Below are 22,087 nucleotides of genomic sequence, written 5' to 3'. Positions count from 1 at the left end.
CATTTGCAGCCCGTTGAGCTGGGCGTGGACCCCGCCTTTCCACACTGTTGGTCGTTGATTTCCATCGCGACGGAGCCCCGCGTGCACGGACTCCGTCGCTTCCTGTTACTCTCCGGCGAATGTCTCCAACTGCCGAATAGCGCCGGAGACAATCAGGAGATCACCTGCGGAAATGCGGTCGTCGGCAAGCGCAGGGCGGAATCGCTGACCGCGCTTTTGTACGGCGACAACCGTAATCGGTGCGCTCTGGTTAATCTCCGCCACCGTCTTATCCAGGCAGTGGATTGGCGGCGCGACCTTGCCTACTGCGTAATCGCGGTCGAACTCCAGGAAGTCCTGGACCTTGCCGCCGATGAGGTGCGCAATACGACGACCGGTGTCGGCCTCCGGGCGAATGACGTGGTGCACACCAATCTGGCCCAGGATTTTGGCGTGGGCCTGGTTATCGGCCTTTGCCCAAATCATGGGCGCCCCCATATCCACCAGCGCAGACGCGGTCAGCAATGAAGCCTCAATGTCACTGCCGATGGCGATAACAACACGTTCGGCTTCATCGACACCGAGCTGCTTCAGTACCTCCGGCATGGTGGTGTCGGCGGTGACCACGTGGTCGAAGGTCGAGGACAGCTCCTGAACCACCTTTTCGCGATGGTCTACGCAGAGAACCTCGATACCGCCAGCGACCAGCTCCTCGCCGAGTGCCTGTCCGAAACGCCCCATACCGAGGATGACAACAGGCGAAGAGCTGGCTTGGTTGGAGAAATGATCTGCAAAACCAGCAAACGGGTTGAATTTCGAGTTAGCCAATGAAGGGCCTTTCTTCTGGATATTCGTAGACGCGCTGGCGTGGGCGGGCGGCCAAGGCCGTCGCCAAGGCGATTGGGCCAACACGTCCGGTGAACATCAGCACGATGAAGATTGCCTGTGCTGCCACCGGCAGGTCGGCGGTAATACCTGTGGAAAGGCCTACCGTGGCGAAAGCACTGATTACTTCAAAAAGAATTTGGTCAGTAGAAAACTGTGGTGCTAGGAAACTGACGGCGATTACTGCCAGGAATACCTGGCCGATACCGAAGGCAAGGACAACGAGAGCCTGGCGCAGCACCTTTGGGTTGAGGCGCCGCCTAGCCACGGACACGGAGGTGTCACCGCGAATCTCCGCGAGAACAGCGGCGAGAATGACTGCCGACGTCGTGATTTTCACGCCACCTGCAGTACCGCCGGTGCCACCACCAATGAACATGAGGAAGTCAGTGCCCAGCAGTGTCGATGGGTGGAACTCCGCGTAATCGAGCGCGTTGAACCCCGCGGTACGCGGGCTCACACCAGCGAAGAATGAGTTGAGTATCTTCTCCCCCGCGGTGAATCCAGACATGGCATTGGACCACTCCCCAAAAGCCACCATGAGCGTACCCAAAGCAATCAGCAGAATCGTGCCTTTAATGGTGAAGCGAGTAGTCAGCGACCAGCGTTTAGGCAGCTGTCCTCGAGTGCAGACACTAAGCCACGCTTTGCCGTGCCGCCAGGCCTCGAGCAAAACAGGAAAACCCAGACCACCCACGATGAGGGCGAAGGCCAGTGGCAAAAGCACCCAGGCATCGCTATAGAACCCGATGACATTGTCGGTATACAGAGCGAAACCGGCGTTGTTGAAGCTTGAGATGGCATGGAACAAGCCTTCCCATGCAGCCTTTCCCCAGCCATACCCGTATCCGGAGTGGAACCGCAGCGTAAGTGCCACTGCCACCACAAACTCCACCAACAGAGTGAAGCTAACGGCAGCACGGACAACCCACGAAATCTCGCCCATATCCATACCGCGGCCTTCAACGCGGGCACCGGCACGGCGGTTCAGGCCGAGCCTTCCTGCTACGAAGAGGCCGAAAAGTGAAGCCAAGGTCATGAACCCGAGACCACCCAGCTGAATCAACAACATGATGACGACCTTGCCGAAGGTTGACCAATGGGTGGCCGTATCTACGGTGATCAGGCCGGTCAGGCTTGTTGCCGAGGTGGCTGTGAACAGCGCATCAGACAGCGCCGTGGGCAAACACATATCCCCAGGGCTCGGGGCGCACTGCCCCGTAGGATGGCTATTGACCGCCGAAATCGGCAGCATTAACAAAACCGTGCCAGCGGTTATCAAGGCGACATAACACCACACCACCAACGTCGTGGGACGAACTCCCCGACGTGTTTTAGTGGCCTGCCGCGACAGCGTAATCACCATCGGAACGTTAGTCCTCGTGGCCAGCGATGTCGAGGGGAATGCTGATATTCCGCCTCTGCATATGCCGGGACTTAGCGGGGAGCTGCTTTACGACCCCAGACACCGTTGCGATATCCCGTACACATTTCGCGCCCCATCCCTGCCCCCACACCCCACCCCGCTTTGGCTACTACGGAAACCTTGAGTTATGGTCAGATTCATGATGACACCCCTGATGAACACACCCGCGCCGTGCGGCGCACAGTGGTGGTGGCTCGCCTAAGTCCGCGAGCAACGTCACGTCATCTCATTAATGTCGACGGCAAACCCGTCAAGTACGAGCTCGCAAGAAGATAAATCTGGCGGGCTCTTTTCTTTTATCGGTTCGGCGAAGAGAACCAGGGCCCGCTGAAATAAACAACAGCAACGAAAGGCTCTCTTCAATGACTGATTACAACCCCAGCGCGGATGCCATCGCCAAGGCTTCAGCACCGACTGCAACCAGGGTGCCGTCGGCAAGCGTTAACGGCGCGGGCGAGGTGCGCGAAACCCTCTTGCCTGCATTTTCGGTCGCTTCGGTGGACAGGAAGTGCCGGAGTTCCTGCTGCCAGCACTCGATGAGCTGGAAGCGGCTTACATCGAGGCGATGAGCGATCCGGAGTTCCAGCGCGAGCTGGAAGAACTGCGTCGCGATTTCCTCGGCCGCGCAACCCCGCTGTTCGAATGCAGACGTCTATCCACGCCGAACACGACGATTGTGCTCAAGCGCGAGGACTTGAACCACGGCGGCGCGCACAAGGGCAACAACGTGGTCGGCCAGGCGCTGCTGGCAAAGCGCATGGGAAAAACCCGTCTCATTGCTGAGACGGGTGCAGGCCAGCACGGCACGGCCACCGCGATGGCCGCAGCGCTGCTGGGACTTGAGTGCGAGATTTACATGGGCGCGCACGATGTCGCCCGCCAGCACCCCAATGTCGAGCGCATGGAGCTCATGGGCGCGAAGGTCGTTCCCGTCACCACCGGCGAGGCCGGTTTGAAGGATGCTATTGACGAGGCACTGGTCGAGTGGAGCAAGACTCTCGACTCCACGTTCTACCTGCTGGGCACAGCCGCCGGGCCGCACCCATTCCCCACTATCGTGCGTGAATTCCAGCAGGTCATCTCGGAGGAGTCCCGCAGTCAGATGGTCGAGCGTTACGGCAAGCTTCCCGACGCTGTCATCGCAGCCGTCGGTGGCGGCTCCAACGCCATTGGCGCATTTGCTAACTACATCGACGACTCCGATGTCGCCCTCATTGGCGTCGAGCCTGCAGGTGAGGGACTCGACACCGATCGTCACGGCGCGCCCATCAATGGGGGCAAGACTGGTGTCCTTCACGGCATGCGCTCATTTGTCATGCTTTCCGACGACGGCGAGGTGTTGCCATCGCACTCCATCTCGGCGGGCTTGGATTACCCGTCCGTTGGCCCGGAGCACGGCATGCTGAAGGAGAATGGCCGCGCCAGCTATGTCGGAATTACCGACGAGGAGGCGCTGGAAGCGTTCCAGCTGCTCAGCCGCATGGAGGGCATTATTCCGGCGATGGAATCCTCGCATGCGCTGGCGCAGGCCATTAAAATTACGCGACTCCGTGAAACCAACCCTGCCGCTGGTAGCGAGTTCGGGCTGCCGGTTCACGAAGGCGATGAGCCTTTGTTGTTGCTCGTGAACCTGTCGGGTCGCGGTGATAAGGATATGGAGCAGGTCCGGGAGTTCCTGAACCAGTAGGAATAACCAGTAGGTATTGCTTCCCCACTAGCTGCCTAGCAGGAATCGGACCAAAGCTAATTCTTGTTAGGCAGCACGGCGATCGTCAGCGGCGATGCCCTGCTTCGGGTTCGCCTCCACGATGGCTTCGGCAAGCAGCGATGCCAGCGCATCCTGCTTGGATTCCTTGCCGTCCTGGAAAATCGGGGACACAGTATCCATAATCTCGTTGAATGCGTTCATCAGAGGTCACCTCTCTTAAGATCTCTTTGATCTTTATTGTTGGACTTCTCCAACCGATTCTTTGCGATTCCGCAGTTGAAACAATGTTTCATCGAACCGTTTGGAACTTATGACTTGCAACCGTAGACGACAACACAAGACCTGGCAAGCACTAAACTTTATTTTTAGTTAACCGTTTGTTAACTTTTGGACACTTTTTAGCTCAGACACTGAGCCACAAACAGTGCCCCTCAACGCCGCCCCATACCTCGCTTTACTGCCCTTGATAACCGCTTCAAAATCACGCTCTTTTACACAGTCGAAAGCCAGGCGCGAAAGTCTCTTTTGGCCGAACATAAACTATCCCCACTGAAAGCGCTTGTAACCATCGTTGAAGGTGGATTACACACCACACCCAATCGTCACCCCGCGCACGAATAGCCACCAGCTTCCCAGGGGTCCACCCCAGCGCCAGTTAAAGAAAAAGAACCCACTGCCAGCATAAATAGCCCACCGACAGAGCTGCCGACCGCCGAAACCACTACCGTGAAGGCCATCCCCCCCCTCTATCAACTCAACCCTAGCCTCGCTGGATGTGGCCGCAGCCACGAAGCCTTCAATCAGAGGCAGTTTTTCCGCCTTTACGGCGAACGAGCAGTCAGGAAAACAGAGCCCCAACGCCTCCCTCCCAAAACTGCCCCAACATCAGCCCAGCAAGCGGTTACCGACACAGGATTTAAAGCAGCGATTCATCCACCGAGCCCCTATCTCAACCGACCTCAAAAACACCCCTGAAAGGGTGAGGTAAATCACATCGCAAACGTCGCTAACGGCCGCTTAACCACGACCAGTGAACGCCCCAATACGCCGAATAGCCTCTTCCATCTCGGAAGTCTCACCGGCGAAGCAGAGGCGAACCCACTCATGGCCGTTCTCTGTGTCGAAGTCGATTCCAGGGGCAACGGCCACGCCCGTTGCAGCCAACAGTTCCCGAGCCCATGTCATGGAGTCGACGGAGTTCGGGTCGTCGTAAAGCCCTGCGATATTGGCATAGATATAGAAACCGCCGTCGGGCGGGGCGATATTACCGAGACCGACGCGGGGCAGCCCCTCGAGCAAAACGTCGCGGTTGCGCGCGTAACGCCTCACGTGCGAATTGAGCTCGGCAATGGACTCGGCGCTGAACGCCTCTACCGCCGCTTCCTGCGAAATTGCCGGTGGGCAGACAGTGAGGTTGGCTTCGAGTCGATCCAGGGGCGCACGCAGCCACTCTGGAACGATGAGCCAGCCGACGCGCCAGCCGGTCATCGAGAAGTACTTACTGACACTGCCGACTACGACCGCCGCATCAGAAAACTCGCGTGCTGACGCGCACTTTCGACCATAGGTAATGCCGTGATAAATCTCGTCGGAGATGAGCAGGCAATCGTGCTGCTCGCACCACTTCGCAATGGCACGCAGCTCGTCGGCATCGATAATGGTGCCAGTGGGATTGTCCGGACTGGTGACGATCACGGCCTTGGGCACGCGCGGAAGTTCCTGCAGGTGTTGGACAGTGAGCTGAAAGCGAGTCTCGGGACCACAGTCAATCTCGACAATGTTGGCGCCGAGCGCCTGCAGAGTATTGCGGTATGCGGGATAGCCCGGGCGCGCGAGCACAATATCGTCGCCGACGTCGAGCGCTGCGAGGAAAAGTGCCACGAAACCGCCGGAAGAACCGGTGGTGATGACAACATCAGCAGCCTCCGTGGCCGTGCCGTAGTTTTCACGATGCCAGGCGGCGATGGTTTCGCGCAGCTCAGGCGTGCCGACGGCCGCAGTGTAGCCCAGAACCTGATTTTCCAAATCGGCACGAGCACGGGCAATCGCGGCAGCCGGGGCCGCAGTCGCGGGCTGCCCCACACAGAGGAACAGAGCGTCACCGTGAGTACGCTGACGCTCCTGTGCGAGCGCGAGAACATCCATCACATGGAAAGGTGCGACCTCACTGCGGCGGGATGCTAGATCGCGCTCGGGCTGGGATGCCTGCGGAGGCCCCGAGAAGTTTAACGGCTGCGGTGATTGCGGTGACTGCAACGACTTTGGCGACTGCGGAGATTCGGCGTGCATACCTTCATCTTTGCAGCCACCGAGGCCCCCGGGAAATCCAATTCAGCCCGGGTGGGTGCACCAGTGAGGTATTCGAGTGCAGCCTGACCGCCTCGAGCATTATTTAAATGGAAATGCGGCCCTCAACTGCAGGTAGTGCAATGTCGGTGCGGTAGTGCGAGCCCTCGAGCTTAATGGTCTTGATGGTCTCGTACGCCTTGTCGCGAGCCTCTTCCAGCGTGTCACCAACGCCGATGACGTTGAGCACACGGCCACCAGCGGAGACCAGCTCACCTGCAGCATTGCGGGCAGTACCTGCGTGGAGAATGCCATCTGCCTCACGACCAGGCTCTGCACCTTCAATGACATCGCCCGTGCGCGTCGACACCGGGTAGCCTTCAGCTGCCAGCACAACAGTCAGAGCGTACCCATCACGCCAAGACAGCGGACTGAAGTCCGCCAATGTGCCGGTAGCAGCGGCGTTGAGCAGCTGCGCCACCGGGGACTCCAGCAGCGCCAGCACGGCCTGGGTCTCCGGGTCACCGAAACGGCAGTTGAACTCAATGACAGCCGGGCCGTCCTCGCCCCAGGCCAGACCCGCGTACAGCAGACCCTGGAACGGGCAGCCGCGAGCGGCCATTTCACGAGCGACCGGCTCGCAGACCTCGGTGACGATGCGCTCAGTTGCGCCTTCCGGCAGCCAGGACAGCGGGCTGTAAGCGCCCATGCCACCGGTGTTCGGCCCCTCGTCGTTATTACCGACGCGCTTGTGGTCCTGAGCCGGCAACAGCGGGACGACGGTTTCGCCGTCGACCAGGCAGAACAGGGAAACCTCCGGGCCATCCAGGAAGGACTCCAGCAGCACCGGGTTACCGGCTGCCAGCACCGCCTTTGCGTGTTCAAGAGCTTCAGCGCGGTCCTTAGTGACCACAACGCCCTTGCCAGCAGCCAGACCGTCATCCTTCACGACCCAGTTCGGACCAAAGCGGTCAATGGCGGCCTCGATGTCTTCATCGGAAGCCTCCGGCTGAATGGCCTCTGCCGAGGCGGTCTTTACTCCAGCCGCCTTCATGACGTCCTTAGCGAAAGCCTTAGACCCCTCAATCCGAGCCGCGTCCGCGTTCGGGCCAAAAACTGCAAAGCCAGCGTCGCGCAGCGCGTCTGCCACACCCGCGACCAGCGGAACCTCCGGGCCAATAACAACCAAATCGGCCCCAATTTCCTTGGCCAGCGCAACAGCGCCAGCGGGGTCATCCACGACCAGTGGATGCATGGTGGCAATTTCACTCATACCCGCATTACCAGGGGCTACGTGAAGATCAGTAGCCTGCGGGTCCTTACTCATTGCGTACAACAGGGCGTGCTCACGGGCACCGGAGCCAATTACGAGGATGCGCATAGCAATCATCTTACTAATCAGCCCGGATAACTCTCATCGCGCCCAACCCCTCAATCCGCTATTCGGGTTACCCTTGGCACATGAGCACAGTATTTACCAAGATCATCAACGGTGAACTCCCCGGTCGTTTTGTCTACCGCGATGACAAGGTCGTCGCATTTTTGACCATCGAGCCAATCGCACCTGGTCACACTCTGGTTGTCCCTATTGAAGAGGTGGACAAGTGGACGGATGCCTCGCCTGAGCTGTGGGCTCACCTCAATGAGGTTGCCCACAAGGTTGGTCAGGCTGTTGTCTCCGCTTTTGACGCTCCACGTGCTGGCTACCTCATCGCCGGCTTCGAGGTTCCGCACACCCACATCCATATCTTCCCTGCCCACGACATGTCCGGCTACAACCTCCAGTCGGTCGATCGCAATCCTTCCGCAGAGTCCATGGATGAGGCCGCCGCTAAGCTACGGAAGGTCCTCGGGACTGATGAAGACGGAAAGTTGGTGCGCTAATCGCCGCTTCAAACGAGGATTTTCGGGAAGAACAACTTCCGGTTCCTGCCCCTGAAGCGCAGGAACCGGAGGCGCAAAAACCGGCTGCAGCTGAAGGATCAGCATCGCTCCCCTATGCCATCTTCCGTCCGCTGCGCGGTGTTTTCGAAGATAACTGGGGAGCCAAAGTGTCCAAATCCCGGCCGTGGCCGGTCATCCTCCTGCATGGAACAGGCCAGGTCAAGGGTATTTGGGAGACCCTCGGCGGTCAGTTACGGGAGGATGGCTGGGCTGTCTTCGCGCCAGATTTTGGACACCGTGCAACAGACCCCATCAATCAGTCCATCGACATGCTCGTGCCTTACATCAAGGCTGTCCTGCACGCCACTGACGCAAAGCACGCCGTTATCGTGGGGCACTCGCAAGGCGGCTTAATTGCCACTCTGCTTTCTCTGCGCATTTCCAAGTACATCAAGCATGTTGTCTGCCTTGCCGCGCCCAATCACGGCACCAATCTGGGCGGCATCGCTTCCAGTATCACTAAGATCCCCGGCACAAAGTCGCTGATGAGCAACTTCGTTCAGAGTTACTGGGGCGTTTCCGGTTTGGAACAGCTCACGGGTTCAAAGATGGTTTTGAACTCCAATTCCCACGATATCCTCGGTCCCGGTGTTACTTACACCTGCATTGCCACCAAGTATGACCAGCTCATTTCCCCGCCACAGTCCTGTTTCTTGGATGATGGTGACACAGGCATGGTCACCAATCTCTATGTGCAGGACACGTTCCCTCAAGCAATAATTTTGCATGAGCAGATGGCGCACGATTGGCGTCCCCGCGCACTTACTCGCGAGGCACTATTCAAGCTGGTAGGCGAGGATTTTGACCCAATCGAGCATGCGGAATAGACCGCTCCTAACGCGGATTTTCCCACCGACAGCCGCACATCCGTCCTCACCAAATCCGAGTCCAGCGTCGGGGGACCTCAGAGACCCCGTTCCGGTTATCGCACTTCATGGCACGCTCGATAGTCCCGGCGCGTGGGCACCGCTTGCCGACGGTCTCCGTACCCTCGGCCGCCGAGTCTATGTACCGGCCTACGGAGACCGTGGCACTGCTGCCCTTGTAGATTCTGTCGCCGAGGTCGAGTCCTATATCAACGGAGTCTGCACTGAAACGAACTCGGACACGGTCGATATTGTGGCTCACTCGCAGGGTGGGCTACTGGCTTTCCTGCTGTTTACGCGTCTTGCAAACCATGAATGCGAGCGTTTTTCGTTTCGACGTGTCATCAGTGTGTCGGGATCTGTCGGCGGTGTAAATCTGACTGAGATCTCCCGCATTTTGGGCTGGTGGAATGGGGCTCCTGCCCGCTGGCTAATGGGACAGGCTTTAGCCGATCAGATTGCGGTAGCTGCAGGAAAATATGAACTTCCTGCAGCCAACACTGCCCCGCACCTCCGAGGGCGCAAGGCAGCCGCACCTGACTGGATTAATGTCATCAGCCACCATGACAACCTGGTCATTCCGTGGTCCGATACCGCGCAGAGCTTCCTGCCAGACAGCCAAACTGTTTTGCTCGAAACCGAGCTGGAGGGCAGGTCTGTTGCGCATTGGAAGCAGCAAACAGACTCCGAGGTGATCGACCTAATCACTCGGCTATTGGCGTAGGGCTTCGACCTAGAACTTGGTCAGCGACTCGCGCGCGGTGACGACATCCGCAAGCAGCTGCTGCGCGGCTGGCGAGGGGTTATCGGAGGTGAGGGCCTCGATGACGACGTCGGGAAGCCCTGCGGCGCGGTAGTCGTCGACAGTGACATCGCCGTACTCGAGGACCCCGTGGAGCCATGCGACTGCACGCGACTCTGGCGAAATGCAGCGTCGTGCGGTGCGTTCCTGCTGGACGAGCACATCACGGTTTTCCACCCCGCGCATCCCCAGCCGCGCAAGAGTGCGAGCAGCAGAGATGAGGTTCTCACCGGCAACACGATCCTGCTGATTCGGATTGGCCGGCGGCTTCTTACGACCACGACGGCGCACGTAGAGCTCCTGCTGACCAATACCGACCAGGGAACCATCGCGGTTTCGGATTACAGAGGTGTATGGAACGACCGTCGAATAGCCACCTTCGGTTTCGGCCTTAAGCTTTTCGACCATCTCATCCGGCACCTCTACCTCGAGGTACGCACCATTCTTACCCGGCCGGATAAATTCAAACGACCCAGTTCGCGTCCACGCCTCGTACTTCTTGACATCCAGGCGCTGCATAACCAGCGTGCCAAACAGCACATCCGTCATCGAAAACAGTGCACCGCCAAATGCCGCGCCATGCATATTCGCAGTCAGAGCGTTTAGGCGCAGCTCCAATCGTCCCTCAGACCAGTCATCCGCAATCTCGGTGATACGGATGCCGGTGCCAAACAGCGGCGGCCAAATGTTCAGCAAGAACTTTGCCTTAGCCGGGGACATCTCTTTCTCAGCAAGTTTGTACAGGGTGCGTCGCAGCGATGGACCAATAGACATAACTACTTACATTAGGTGTTGACCGGGCGAACGCGGGCATTATTGTCAGAAAACAAAAGTGTGTCAGCTTCAGCACATGCTTTACGACGGTTCCCGCGCCCCACCTTTTATTAAGACAGCGACTATTTCAGCGACTATTTAGGCAGCAAACCGTTCCGCCAGCGTATTGACGCGCAGAGTGAAGAAATCCCGCAATTCCGCGTAGCGGGAATAACCATAAATCCCGCGGTCAGCTGGGTCATCATATTCCCAGCGCTCAGTCTCTACATCTGGCGCGATGTAGTCCGAAACGTCGATTTTCCCCACAACAATGACCACATCCGCACTGTCTGCGAGAGACGGCGTGAGTTGATGAGGATCGCCATCGCACCGTGCCCCCACCTCACAGAGCGCACGCCGCGCGTCTTCATCCAGACCGCGGTCATCATCATCGATGCTGATACCTGCTGACAAAACTGTCAGGCCTGGGGCAGCTTGCCGCAGCAGCCCTTCGAGTACGCGTGAGAGTCCCATGTTTGAACTACTGACAAAGAGCACCTCTGACATGGCTCTATCGTAGAATATTTTTCTCGGAGAAATCACCCCAGCTTGTGGGGTTTTCTGGAAGGTTTTGCGGAAAAATGCCAAAAGCGCCCATAGCGCAGGCCCTTCCCCGAGACCAGCCCTATCGACGCTTATGACTTAAAAACAAAGTCCACTTTACATGCACATGCAACCCCTGTGAAGCATGGGGCTAGAGTTGCAGATGTGAACGTTCCGTGGCCTGTGATTTTCCGGCTGTCGGTGTTGCGCTGTCCGGCTGTCGGTGTTGCGCTGTCCTATCGATGCAATATTCACCTATCGATACGCAGCAGCGTGGCCATAAGTGGAAAGCTCATCCATATGTCGACCGGGACTTCCGACAACGTGCGCATAAGTGACAGAAAATTCCCCCGCCCCAGCCCCCGACAGGCATTTGCCCTTTAATCTGCCTTCAAAAGAATCCTTTGCTCCCCGCCCCGGCCCCCTTAGACCGGATAAAACTGGCGGGGCCAATCGCTCGCGAATAGGAGAATCACCGTGACCGACTCTCGCGATATTAAACCTTTTGCAGCCAACCGCAGCTCCAAAGTGACCTCCATCGGCTCCATCATCGGCGCAGCAGCAGTGAGCGGCCTACTTCTCGGAGGTGTCGGTGCGGGCACCTGCTTGGCAATTCTCGATGTGCCCGAGCGCTCCGACTACGTCATGAAGACTGCGCAGCGTGAGGTACAGGCTGACATCATGGACCCGGACGATGTGCTCACCCCAGAGGAAGAAGAGCGCATGCTTCGCGATGTCTCCCTGATCGCCGCCCCTGACGTGGCCCAAGAGCTGCACTACATGGTCTTTGCCGAGAACAAGGAAAACGTTAATGACTCCGTAGAGGAGTACCTGCGCGATAACCACCAGGAGCTCATCGGCAAGGATAAGTTTGCTGATGGCCAGGTCTTCGTCGGCGTGGGCCTTGATCCGCGCCAAGCCTTCGTCTTCGCGGGTGAGGACGTGGCTGCTCAAATGAAGCTACGCAAGAATGACAGCCATCTGAAACAGTCCATCGAAGCAATTAAGCCGGGCGTGCGGGATGGCAACATTCCTGCTGGCCTCTTTGCTGGCGCAGCGGCTGCAATCGACGTAGACCGTGCTGCGGATACTCAGTACGAGGGCGCAAAAGAGGATCGGATGGGGGCGGCCGTTGGCCTCGGGGTGGCGGGCCTGAGCGTTGGCGGCGCTGGTGTCGGCCTCGCCGGCGGTATACGCCGCAGCCGACAGAAGAAGGCACAGCAGGCACGCGAGGACTGGGACTACGTGTCGCAGACCTACACCGATGTGGCGCAACGGCTAAGGGAGATTGATATTCGAGCGCACTCGCTCCAATCAGGACTGGTGGATGAGCGCCTGCGCCAGGACTGGGAGGGTTTGCGCGATGACTTCCTAGCGATCGATAGCCAGGTTGGTTCCCTCATGTCGATTCCGGCGGATGCGCCAGATGAGCAATTCCGCTCACGCTCTGAGCTCATCGCCAATGCGCGCCAACTGTGCGAGCGCGTGGAAACCGCTGAGGTCAATATTGAAAAGCTGCACCGCATTGAGAACGCTGATGCGGATGCTCGCCGCTATGAACTCTACGAGCTGGGGAAGGATCTGGCACAGGCAGGCTACTTGGCCGCAAGCATCGACTCGACGCTTGAGCGCCACGCGAAGGAGTTGGAAGATGCCGCCACTGAATTATCCAAGGAACCACACCATCCGCAGTTCATGGAGCGCTACCTAGAACTCTTGGATCGCTCCGCGCTCTTGTCGGAGCACGTGCAGTCCCAGCTGCAGAAGCGCAATGAGGCCGACGAGCGCCCCGAGCGCACGCGCATCTACGACTCTAATTTCTTCGCTGGCTCCGGCTACCACGGCTACGTGCCCTTCTATGTCGTGAGCACCTGGGATAGCGATGCCACCACTGCCCGCGACAGCTCTTCTAGTAGCGGCGGCGTCAACAGCGGGTTTAGCTCGGGGTTTTCCGGTTCAGGTGGTTCTTCCAGCTTCTAAGCCGGCTTACGGGGCAGAAGGGATGCGGACGTTCTGTTAGACGATTTCACCCCTCACGCTACTTAACCCCCTACTTTTCTCCTTTAAACCAAAGAACCCCAGGCCGGAAAACTTCCTGACCTGGGGTTTTGGAGCCGGAAACGGGACTCGAACCCGTAACCTACTGATTACAAATCAGTTGCGCTACCAATTGCGCCATCCCGGCAACTTTAAAGCGACCCTTTTGGCGTTAGCCGTCGCTGGCTCGAAAGAATCAGAGTCAACCTGAGAATCGAACTCAGCTGTGCCGCTGACAGGCGATTGTACAGGTTGGCAAGCAGAAGTTAAAAACGACACCACAGGAATACTGCAACCGCACTTCTTGAACACTTTTCTGCACACTAAAAGCCCCGCTCAGATAGGTAAATTCACCCCACCGAAAACGAATTGAGATTCTCCGTCACCGACGGGGTAGTGTGACTATCGCTAAATCACTGGGGCTATGTTGCTGCAACGCCTCTAGAACTCGTCTTTGCAATAGCGCTGCAACGCACCCCAGGCAGTATCGGGGAAAGGAAGTGTCGACATGCCATTCGATGGTGGCAACAAATCCAACGCCGAAGAAAACTCCGCTGCGAAGGATGATGCCTACGATGCCGAAGCCGCTGTCGCTTACCCCGCTGACCCCACTGTCTCTTACGACGACACTCCGCAGACCCAGTTTCCTGCAATCGACAATCAGTCCACCTTCAAGCAGCGCGTGATTGATTTCGTTTCCGGCCCAACGGCAACTGTCGACCTAGTGCACTCGACCACTACCCCACTGCCGCTGGCACCGATTGATTATTCCGACCCCAGCCAGGTTACGGCCGTACTCGATCTCGCTGCTCGCATCGGAGGACTGCTGCTGGCATGTGGCTCGGGCAACCGCGACACCGAGCTGCAGATTAAGACCGTGACCTCAGCCTATGGCCTCACCCAGATCCAGGTTGACATCACGTTGACCTCGGTGACGGTCTACCACCTCATCGGTGCCCGCCGCACACCAATTACGGCTATGCGCGTAGTCACCGCACCAGTGCCCGACTTCGAGCGCTTGCGCCACACGGACCGTGTCATCCGCCGAATTCGCGCGGGCCATCTGAGCCTGGAGGAGGCTATTGAGGCTATCGACAAGGTCGAGCGTGAGCCCGCAAAATACCGCCTCCGCGTCATCTACGCTGGCTGGGCGTTGCTGGCCTCATCTGTGACAGTGCTACTCGGCTCTGGTTTCGAGGTCGCTCTCATCGCGGCTGCCGTCACACTGGCCATTGTCATTGTGATTGGCGAGCTTGCCGCCCGCGAGTTGCCCACATTCTTCCAAAACGCAGTCGGCGGTCTCATCGCCACACTCTCCGCTGCTGTACTCAATGCGGCACAGGCATACCTTCCCTTTGAAATGCAGCCATCCAGGCTAATTGCCTCGGGAATCATCGTGATGCTCGCCGGCCTAACCCTCGTGCAAGCACTGCAAGACGGCATCACCGGCGCGCCAGTGACTGGCTCAGCGCGCTTCTTCGACACCATGCTGTTGACCGGCGGCATCGTCGCTGGCATCGCGATGGGCATCGAGTTTTCTGGAATGCTGGGCATTCCGCTTCCCGACGTCATCGCGGGCTCCGACCTCAACCTGGCCCAGGCGACAGTGCGGGTGATAGCGGGAACTACCGCCTCAATCGCATTTGCGTTGGCCTCGAATGCTGGGTTCACCGCGTTGGCAGTGTCCGGAACGGTCGCCCTGCTGGGGTCAATGACCTACTACTACGTGTTGACTCCGCTGGGAGTTCATCCGGTGACCAGCGCAGGCGCGGCAGCAACACTGATTGGTCTCATCGGTGGCCTGCTGGCACGACGTTGGTCCATCCCGCCGCTAATTACGGCAGTGGCAGGCGTAACCCCACTGCTTCCGGGTATGACAATCTACCGCGGTATGCACGCACTGCTGCACGACCACCCGACCAAGGGGTTTACGGCGCTGGCCTCAGCGCTGGGCATTGCGACGGCACTAGCTGCGGGCATTGTCCTCGGTGAATGGATGGCGCGCAGGCTCCGTCGCCCTCGCGCACTGCGCGAAGACAGTGGCCTGACCCGTCCAATCCGGGCCGGTATGCGTCGCATCCGTCCTGTGAATCCGCGGAACAAGCCTCGCCGTCCACGCAACTACCGCTTCAAGGGCGGTATGAACCCGCGCGTGGACTAGCCGTACCGTGGGAGCATTGTCCACACCGCGCGACCTATCAACAACGTGGTAGAATTAGGTTTTTGAATTGTAAGTAGCGCTTAAAGCCGAAACTGCGTCATCACAATCCCATTCCTTCTCCGCTGAACTCGGTTGAGCTCAGTGACGGGAGCATATGGCGAGATGGCTGGCAGAAGTAGGTGTATTGGGCGCAATTAAGGCCATGCTTGCCAGGAGGATTCGTGCCACCGAAGGTCACAGACACTCGCACTGCTCAGAACGAGGCTCTTCACAAGGTCGAAGAAAAGACCGCTGCTGGCGCACGGCGAATTGTGGCTACCTTCGCCGAGGACTTTTACGATGCCGTCACTCTGATGTGCATGCTCGGAGTGGAGAAGGAAGGCCTGAGCTTCAAGAAGGTTCACGAGGAGTACGAGAAGGAAAACGCTCCGAAGACCGCAAAGCGCACACGCAAGTCCACTAAGAAGACTGCAAAGAAGTCGGCCAAGAAGGCAGCAAAGAAGACCACTCGTAAGACGGCGAAGAAGGCTACAAAGAAGGCCGCCAAGAAGACGACGAAGAAGGCTGCTAAGAAGAGCACCAAGAAGGCAGCTAACTAACGGGGTCACGCAGCATGGGGCGGAGCGGGAAAAAGGCGGTTGCCACAGTAGCTGTCGTTGCGGCGGTGTCCATGACGGCTACCGCATGCCAGGCAAAGCCGGCAGCGGAGATCGTCGGCAAGCAGTGGCAGATAACCGCGATTTTTGATGACCCAAACCTGCCCCACGGTGTGCCGGACGGAACGCAGGCACCGACTATTACGCTGGGGCAGACAACATATACTTTCGCTGATTCCTGTGGCAACGGCTCTGGTTCGCTGCAGTGGAAGGGCGAGGCGGTCGAATTCGGCGCCCCGGAGCAGACTCGCAGTTTGGACTGCTCAGACCAGGCGCAGACCTATTCGGAGCGCTTCCACAAAATTGTTGCGGGCGAATTCACCTACAAGCAGGACAACAACGGTCTGCGCATGCGAGAGATGAAAGACACCAAGCCAGGCGAGGATCGCCGTGGCTGGACTGCGACAACCTCGGGTTACACCGAGGGGCGCTGACGCCACTTTTGATCAACAGGCGCATCGATGCCGGGGTGAGAAACCCGTGCGTAAGAACCGCGGTGGTAAATGAGCGGATTGATTTCTTCACGCTTGCCGATAGCCACAATATCCGCCGTCACAATCCAGTGATCGCCGCCTTCGTAAACATCGACGACGGTGCAATCAATCCACACGGAGCAGCCGTGCAGTAAAGGGTTGCCCAGCTCAGAGCGGGTCCACTTCCCCGTCTTGAACTTTTCTCCATTACTGCGACCGAAGGCTGCCGAGATATCCTCCTGATCCTCAGCCAACACGTTGACGGAGAAACGTCCAGCGTTCCGTATGTGCGGCCACGACCGCGAGGTCTTCATGACAGTAAACAGAACCATCGGTGGAGTGAGGCTGAGAGAGGAAAAAGACTGGCAGGCAAAACCGTACGCCTCGCCTTCATCCTCGGTGGCGATAATGGTCACGCCAGTGGTGAACTCACTCATCGCGCCACGGATAGACATTTCATCCAATTCGACGGGGCCACCAAGTTCGACATGGTCGTCGCGGGTAGCTTCCGGACTATTGAGAGCCGCAGCTGATCGGTCGGTGCTCGAATTTGTTGAATCTGTCATGTAATAGACCTTAATCTGAATCCGAACACAGTAAAGACGAGGTGGGGTTTACCACCCCAGGAACCTCCGATAGCGCCACGATGTTGTTACCCTCGTGCCCGCTACCCGGCTGACGGTACCGACGGCGCTGCAGTTGTCGCTCCAACGACAAACTCAGTCTCTAGCAAGACGCGCGGAGCGCGACCGCTGTCCTCGTGTGCGGCCTCAAGCTCCTCGGCCAGCGCGCGGCCGACGGCAATGCCCTTCTGCCTATTCGGCTGAATCACGGTGGTCAGGTTGTGGAAGAGGGCGCGCTCAATTCCGTCAAAGCCGGTGATGGACAGATCCTCCGGAACACGAATTCCGTTCTCCTTGGCATATTCCAAGACCGCAATTGCCTGAGTATCGGTAGTGCAGACCACCGCCGTGAGATCTGGGTTGTCGGTCAGCAGCTGGCGAGCCGCATCGCGGTTGTTCTCGCGGTCATTGAGGTGACGCTCGATGATGGGCACATCTGCCTGCTGAATACCGGCCTCGGCAAGCGCTTCCAGCGCACCTTCGACACGATTCTTCTGCACCTGGTGATGAGCTTCTGCCAGTCGCTTCTCCGTAACATATCCCGAGTTCGGGGTACGCGACAAGCGCACCGAAAGGATTCCCACCTTCCTATGCCCCAACTCAGTCAGGTGCCGCACCGCGGGCTTGATGGCCTCACGGTCGTCGATGCCCACAAACGGTAGAGCCGCCGCATCTGCAGGCTGGTCGCACACGACCGTCGGCAAGCCGCGAGCGCGCACCGCAGCGAGGAACGGATCGTTGTCCGCGACGGAGTAGACCACGAAGCCGTCGACCACCGCCTGCCGAATCAGATTGAGATCTACGTCCCCGCCCTCCTCGGAGGAAGCTGGGATGACCAACATGGAGTCGCCCATTTCGCCGAGCTCTTCTGCAAGGCCGGCGAGAAAATCCACCGACGCAGGGTCTTCAAAAGCGAATGGGAGGTGCTCGGTGAACAGCACGCCGATGGCGCCAACCCGGCGCATGCGCAGACCCCGAGCCATTGGGTCCGGCCCCGGATAACCAAGCCTCTCCGCCGTTTCCAGGATGTGCTCGCGCAACTTCTCTGAGAGCTGGTCAGGGCGGTTGTAAGCATTGGACACAGTCGTGCGCGAGACCCCAAGTTCTGCTGCGATGGAAGCCAAGGTGCCACGACGACGCCGACTTTGCACGGAATACCGACCCTTCTTGAAAAACCAACAGTGACTGCGCGCTCAGCTATCTTCACTCATCTACCTCAGGTAGAAAACCTCAGTTTTATGGAAAAGAACTGCAACGAGCATTACACGCATCTAATCGCGGACAACTTTACCCAACGAATGTGCGCGACTGTCATTTCTGCCACTCCGGCAGCGATCCGCCTTGTGACTGGGTCTCCGCAGCCACTACTATATTCTTTGAACTAAAAGACAACTGTTTTCAATAGCGGTTAATACTCAGGAGCTGAATAGAGGAAATAATTCAGCCCGCAACAGGATTGGATACATATATGAAGGCACGCTTTTCCACGCGCATCGCGGCGCTAGTCGCCAGCGCCGGCCTCGTCGCAGGTCTCGGCGCATGCTCCAGCAATGATGACAGCGCTACGTCCGCGGACAAGTCCGAAGACACCATTAAGGTGGTCACCTCCACCAAGGTCTGGGCGGACGTCGCCGACGCAGTCACCGACGACGAGAAGGTCGCCATCGACCCGATTATCGCGTCCAACGACATCGATCCTCACTCCTACGAACCGGCCGCAGCCGACATGGCAAAGGTAGAGGACGCCGATATTCTCGTCGCAGGTGGCGGGCATTACGACGCATGGCTGACCTCCTCTCTGCGTGACGCAAAGGATAAGGTCATCATCTCTGCGCTGCCGCAGGAAGAGGGCCACAATCACGATCACGATCACGAGGGCCATGACCATGAACATGACCATGATCACGAGGGCCACGATCACGACCACGAAGGCCATGACCACGACGGCCACGACCACGACCATGGCGACCACGAAGGCCACGAGCACCACCACGATGGCGAGGCCAACGAGCACGTCTGGTACGACACCGATGCGGTTGAAGAAACTGCAGAGCAGCTCGCCGAAGCTCTGACCAAGATGGGCGCCAAGGCCGACACCAAGGCTGTCGACAAGGAAATCAAGGACATCGAAGAGGCCAAGAGCAAGCTCAAGGCCGCTAAGGTTGCTCAGGTTCACCCGCTGGCCGATGACATCCTGAAGGACACGAAGATCAAGGACATCACCCCGAAGGGCTACCGTCAGTCCACGCTGAATGAGTCCGAGCCGTCGGCAAGCGATGTCAATGAAATGCTCAAGCTGATCGAGTCCGGCGAGCTGGACTACCTCATCGACTCGCCACAGACCCACGACCAGGTCTCGCAGCGACTCGTCGAGGCAGCCAAAGCAAAGGGCGTTAAAATCGTCGATGTTTTTGAGTCACCCAGCACTGACCAGTCGTTCTTTGACCTCTACAAGCAAACCCTTTCCGATATGGAGTCCGCATAACTTTGCCCTCACTGACTTTTACTGACGCAGCCGTCGAACCGCTGTGGTCCGGTCTGAATTTGGATATCGAGCCCGGCGAGTTCTTGGCCATCCTGGGTCCGAACGGCGTCGGCAAATCCACGCTGCTGACCACCGCCCTTGGCATGCGACGGCTGACTCACGGTTCAGTAAAAGTCGACGGAAACCTGGGCTACATTCCGCAGCAGCGGATGTTCGAGCCCTCGCTGCCCATTCGGGTTCGCGACCTCGTCGAGCTGGCGGCCGGCAAGAACCGCTCCGCCACCGACCAGATGCTGGAGTTTGTCGGCGCAACGGGTATTGCGGACCGTCGTGTCGGCACGCTCTCTGGCGGTCAGCAGCAGCTTGTCCGTCAGGCACAGGCGCTCGTTTCGGCGCCGGATTTTTTGCTTTGCGACGAGCCTCTGCTCTCCCTCGACCCTGCGGCACAACGAACCACGGTCAAGCGCCTGGACCGGCATCGCCGGGAAAATGACACGGCAGTCGTCTTTGTCACCCACGACATCAACCCCATCCTGGGCGTCTGTGACCGGGTGCTCTACCTGACGCCGCATGGACATGCGGTCGGATCGGTCGAGGAAATTATCACCTCAGAGACGCTCTCGGAGCTCTACCAAACCAAAATTGTGGTTGCCCGTGTCGAGGGAAAGTTGGTTATCGCCTAATGACCCTACTGGCTCAGTATTTCTCCGACACCGCCGCCCTACTCCAGGTCGGATTCGTCCACAATGCCCTCATTGCAGCAGCACTGCTTGGGCTAATTTCCGGCATCATCTCGCCCCTGATTGTCATGCGGCAGATGAGCTTCACGGTCCACGGCACCAGTGAGCTGGCACTCATGGGCGCATCCGCGGCTCTATTACTGGGTGTCAGTGTCAGCAGCGGCGCCATTATCGGCTCGGTGCTCATCGCAATAGTCCTGGCAGCACTGTCGCTTCGAGGGCGCCAAGATGCGGTTGTGGGCGTGGTTTTGAGCTTCGGCATGGGCTTATCGGTGCTGTTTATCCACCTCTACCCTGGCCGGACAAGTACCGCGTTTTCACTTCTCACCGGCCAGATCATTGGTCTGACTGACACTTCTCTATGGACGATGGCCATCGTCGCGGTCATCGTCGTCGGCGGCGTTGCCTGGAAATGGCGGCCGCTGCTATTCGCCTCCGCTGACCCCATCATGGCCGCCGCCTGTGGTGTCAACGTCAAGGCGCTATCGATCTACTTCGCGATTCTCACCGGTCTCGTCGCCGCCCAGGGCGTGCAAATTGTCGGCTCCCTGCTCGTCATCGCCCTGATTATCACCCCGGGTGCCGCGGCCGCATTCGTCACTGCCTCGCCGGTGAAGGCCATCATCCTGTCGACCATCTTCGCCGAGGTCGCGGCTGTCGGCGGCATCGTCCTCTCGCTCGCACCGGGCATCCCGGTCAGCGTTCTAGTGACAACAATCGCGTTCGTCATCTACCTGACCTGCTACGCCATCGGAACGGTGCAGTCGCGTAAGGCAACGCGTGACGACGTTCAGGCTGCCAAGTGGAGCAAATAGACACATACGCTTTTCGGAGTGGCTTTTAAAACAACAAAAACATCGGGCAGCTCCTCGAGTGACGATTGCGGAGAAGGTGCGTCCACCTCCCCTCTCGCCACCGAGGGGCTGCCCGTATTTTTACTGGATTCTCTAAAAGCAGACTCCAATACCCCCGCTCTTTTTAAGACTGCGAGGCTGCCGAAATGGGGTGACCCGGCAGACAGAAAAACTAACGCTGAGGATGTCGTGGTCTGACATCTCAGTGACCCAAAAGCTAGCTGTACAAGCCACCGCTAGGTCCGTGAGCATCCCTAAATTACGGCCAATTACGCCCCCATTTCTAGGAGCATGATTTGCCCGCCCTCCCCTTCAGGAAACTACGGATAATTTTCTGTTGGAAGTGATAATAACGCCGTCATTTCTGCAGCGCACGCCGGAAATAGAATTATCTTTAAAGCGCTGAACTACTGGGGGTAGCCATAAGTACCGGCCGCCATTTAGAACGCAAAATACCCCACGTAAACGCCATTACTATGACGAATTGGTAATGGTGCCTACGGGGGTATCAAATGCGCTACTGGCTACTCTTTGCCCGGCGCTGGCGGGCAAACTCACTCAGAGTCACGCCGGCAGCAACGGAAGCGTTGAGCGACTCAACCCAACCGGTCATCGGAATGGACATGATGGTGTCACAGGTATCGCGCACCAGGCGCGAAAGTCCCTTGCCCTCGGAGCCGACGACCACAACCACCGGGGTGGTGCCGTCGTAAGTGTCCAGAGTGTGATCGCCACCGGCATCCAGTCCAACGACCTGGTAACCAGCCTTCTGGAACTGCTTGAGCGAGCGCACCATGTTGGTCGCC

General features: G+C 58.3%; 21 protein-coding genes and 1 tRNA gene. 11 read left to right on the top strand and 11 right to left on the bottom strand.

The features are described from left to right. Window positions 1-105: 105 nt before the first annotated feature. Both HMPREF3011_RS00900 and HMPREF3011_RS00895 read right to left on the bottom strand, forming a co-directional pair. On the bottom strand, window positions 106-807 hold the full coding sequence (locus HMPREF3011_RS00900) for a potassium channel family protein (RefSeq protein WP_038626539.1): 702 nt from the start codon (window positions 805-807) through the stop codon (window positions 106-108). Then, window positions 800-2,230, bottom strand: a complete 1,431-nt coding sequence (locus HMPREF3011_RS00895) for a TrkH family potassium uptake protein (protein WP_038626542.1) — start codon at window positions 2,228-2,230, stop codon at window positions 800-802. Before HMPREF3011_RS00895 ends, HMPREF3011_RS00900 begins: the two co-directional genes overlap by 8 nt. 568 nt (window positions 2,231-2,798) lie before the next feature. Here HMPREF3011_RS00895 and trpB point away from each other — a divergent pair. Continuing rightward, window positions 2,799-3,977, top strand: a complete 1,179-nt coding sequence (gene trpB / locus HMPREF3011_RS00890; protein WP_371440755.1) for a tryptophan synthase subunit beta — start codon at window positions 2,799-2,801, stop codon at window positions 3,975-3,977. 66 nt (window positions 3,978-4,043) lie between these two features. On the opposite strand, the gene HMPREF3011_RS11185 is transcribed toward trpB, so the two are convergent. The 3 genes from HMPREF3011_RS11185 to purD all read right to left on the bottom strand — a co-directional run bounded on the left by HMPREF3011_RS11185 (window position 4,044) and on the right by purD (window position 7,665). Then, entirely contained in the window at window positions 4,044-4,199 is a 156-nt protein-coding gene (locus HMPREF3011_RS11185) for a hypothetical protein (RefSeq protein ID WP_162837147.1), read from the bottom strand. Window positions 4,200-5,015: 816 nt separating this feature from the next. After that, window positions 5,016-6,143: a pyridoxal phosphate-dependent aminotransferase gene (locus HMPREF3011_RS00885; protein ID WP_038626546.1), complete on the bottom strand. Its 1,128-nt coding sequence runs from the start codon at window positions 6,141-6,143 to the stop codon at window positions 5,016-5,018. 247 nt (window positions 6,144-6,390) lie between these two features. After that, entirely contained in the window at window positions 6,391-7,665 is a 1,275-nt protein-coding gene (gene purD, locus HMPREF3011_RS00880; protein ID WP_038629163.1) for a phosphoribosylamine--glycine ligase, read from the bottom strand. An 80-nt stretch (window positions 7,666-7,745) separates the two neighbouring features. Between purD and HMPREF3011_RS00875 the strand changes: the two genes are divergently transcribed. The 3 genes from HMPREF3011_RS00875 (at window position 7,746) to HMPREF3011_RS00865 (ending at window position 9,818) form a co-directional block, all read left to right on the top strand. Then, window positions 7,746-8,168 (top strand): HIT family protein, encoded by a 423-nt coding sequence (locus HMPREF3011_RS00875; protein WP_038626548.1) that lies wholly within the window; start codon window positions 7,746-7,748, stop codon window positions 8,166-8,168. Window positions 8,169-8,335: 167 nt separating this feature from the next. Then, window positions 8,336-9,055 carry an esterase/lipase family protein gene (locus HMPREF3011_RS00870; protein ID WP_038626550.1) on the top strand — a complete coding sequence of 240 codons (720 nt, stop codon included), beginning with the start codon at window positions 8,336-8,338 and terminating at the stop codon, window positions 9,053-9,055. After that, on the top strand, window positions 9,045-9,818 hold the full coding sequence (locus HMPREF3011_RS00865) for an esterase/lipase family protein (protein WP_049180884.1): 774 nt from the start codon (window positions 9,045-9,047) through the stop codon (window positions 9,816-9,818). Before HMPREF3011_RS00870 ends, HMPREF3011_RS00865 begins: the two co-directional genes overlap by 11 nt. Window positions 9,819-9,827: 9 nt before the next feature. Here HMPREF3011_RS00865 and HMPREF3011_RS00860 read toward each other — a convergent pair whose 3' ends face one another. Both HMPREF3011_RS00860 and HMPREF3011_RS00855 read right to left on the bottom strand, forming a co-directional pair. After that, window positions 9,828-10,670: a PaaI family thioesterase gene (locus HMPREF3011_RS00860; RefSeq protein WP_038626554.1), complete on the bottom strand. Its 843-nt coding sequence runs from the start codon at window positions 10,668-10,670 to the stop codon at window positions 9,828-9,830. Between the two features lie 138 nt (window positions 10,671-10,808). Beyond that, a complete protein-coding gene (locus HMPREF3011_RS00855; protein WP_016421434.1) occupies window positions 10,809-11,183 on the bottom strand; it encodes a hypothetical protein in 375 nt (124 codons plus the stop codon). 546 nt (window positions 11,184-11,729) lie between these two features. Between HMPREF3011_RS00855 and HMPREF3011_RS00850 the strand changes: the two genes are divergently transcribed. Further along, a complete protein-coding gene (locus tag HMPREF3011_RS00850) occupies window positions 11,730-13,232 on the top strand; it encodes a hypothetical protein (protein WP_070840980.1) in 1,503 nt (500 codons plus the stop codon). A 129-nt stretch (window positions 13,233-13,361) separates the two neighbouring features. Here HMPREF3011_RS00850 and HMPREF3011_RS00845 read toward each other — a convergent pair. Further along, a tRNA-Thr gene (locus HMPREF3011_RS00845) sits at window positions 13,362-13,437 on the bottom strand. A gap of 360 nt (window positions 13,438-13,797) precedes the next feature. Between HMPREF3011_RS00845 and HMPREF3011_RS00840 the strand changes: the two genes are divergently transcribed. The 3 genes from HMPREF3011_RS00840 (at window position 13,798) to HMPREF3011_RS00830 (ending at window position 16,540) form a co-directional block, all read left to right on the top strand. After that, entirely contained in the window at window positions 13,798-15,450 is a 1,653-nt protein-coding gene (locus HMPREF3011_RS00840; protein WP_070595472.1) for a threonine/serine exporter ThrE, read from the top strand. A gap of 221 nt (window positions 15,451-15,671) precedes the next feature. Beyond that, window positions 15,672-16,049 carry a hypothetical protein gene (locus tag HMPREF3011_RS00835; RefSeq protein WP_038626573.1) on the top strand — a complete coding sequence of 126 codons (378 nt, stop codon included), beginning with the start codon at window positions 15,672-15,674 and terminating at the stop codon, window positions 16,047-16,049. A gap of 71 nt (window positions 16,050-16,120) precedes the next feature. Then, entirely contained in the window at window positions 16,121-16,540 is a 420-nt protein-coding gene (locus HMPREF3011_RS00830) for an META domain-containing protein (RefSeq protein WP_224786626.1), read from the top strand. Here HMPREF3011_RS00830 and HMPREF3011_RS00825 read toward each other — a convergent pair. Both HMPREF3011_RS00825 and HMPREF3011_RS00820 read right to left on the bottom strand, forming a co-directional pair. Then, a complete protein-coding gene (locus HMPREF3011_RS00825; protein ID WP_038626576.1) occupies window positions 16,522-17,145 on the bottom strand; it encodes a flavin reductase family protein in 624 nt (207 codons plus the stop codon). The genes HMPREF3011_RS00830 and HMPREF3011_RS00825 overlap by 19 nt on opposite strands. 101 nt (window positions 17,146-17,246) lie before the next feature. Beyond that, window positions 17,247-18,353: a LacI family DNA-binding transcriptional regulator gene (locus tag HMPREF3011_RS00820; RefSeq protein ID WP_038626578.1), complete on the bottom strand. Its 1,107-nt coding sequence runs from the start codon at window positions 18,351-18,353 to the stop codon at window positions 17,247-17,249. A 317-nt stretch (window positions 18,354-18,670) separates the two neighbouring features. Between HMPREF3011_RS00820 and HMPREF3011_RS00815 the strand changes: the two genes are divergently transcribed. Genes HMPREF3011_RS00815 through HMPREF3011_RS00805 form a run of 3 tightly spaced genes read left to right on the top strand, consistent with a single transcriptional unit; the run spans window position 18,671 to window position 21,242 of the window. Continuing rightward, a complete protein-coding gene (locus HMPREF3011_RS00815) occupies window positions 18,671-19,687 on the top strand; it encodes a metal ABC transporter solute-binding protein, Zn/Mn family (protein WP_049180932.1) in 1,017 nt (338 codons plus the stop codon). A 2-nt stretch (window positions 19,688-19,689) separates the two neighbouring features. Next, entirely contained in the window at window positions 19,690-20,370 is a 681-nt protein-coding gene (locus HMPREF3011_RS00810) for a metal ABC transporter ATP-binding protein (RefSeq protein WP_049180933.1), read from the top strand. After that, a complete protein-coding gene (locus tag HMPREF3011_RS00805) occupies window positions 20,370-21,242 on the top strand; it encodes a metal ABC transporter permease (RefSeq protein ID WP_038626582.1) in 873 nt (290 codons plus the stop codon). The genes HMPREF3011_RS00810 and HMPREF3011_RS00805 overlap by 1 nt, the downstream gene beginning before the upstream one ends. 556 nt (window positions 21,243-21,798) lie before the next feature. Here HMPREF3011_RS00805 and HMPREF3011_RS11295 read toward each other — a convergent pair. After that, a partial coding sequence (locus tag HMPREF3011_RS11295) for a TrmH family RNA methyltransferase (protein ID WP_305764124.1) occupies window positions 21,799-22,087 on the bottom strand: 289 nt, incomplete at its 5' end.

The sequence above is a fragment of the Corynebacterium sp. HMSC074C04 genome (genome assembly GCF_001838295.1).
GTDB classification, from domain to species: domain Bacteria; phylum Actinomycetota; class Actinomycetes; order Mycobacteriales; family Mycobacteriaceae; genus Corynebacterium; species Corynebacterium amycolatum.
The sequence above is the reverse complement of the archived record's forward strand: the minus strand, read 5'-3'. Positions and strand labels throughout refer to the sequence as shown.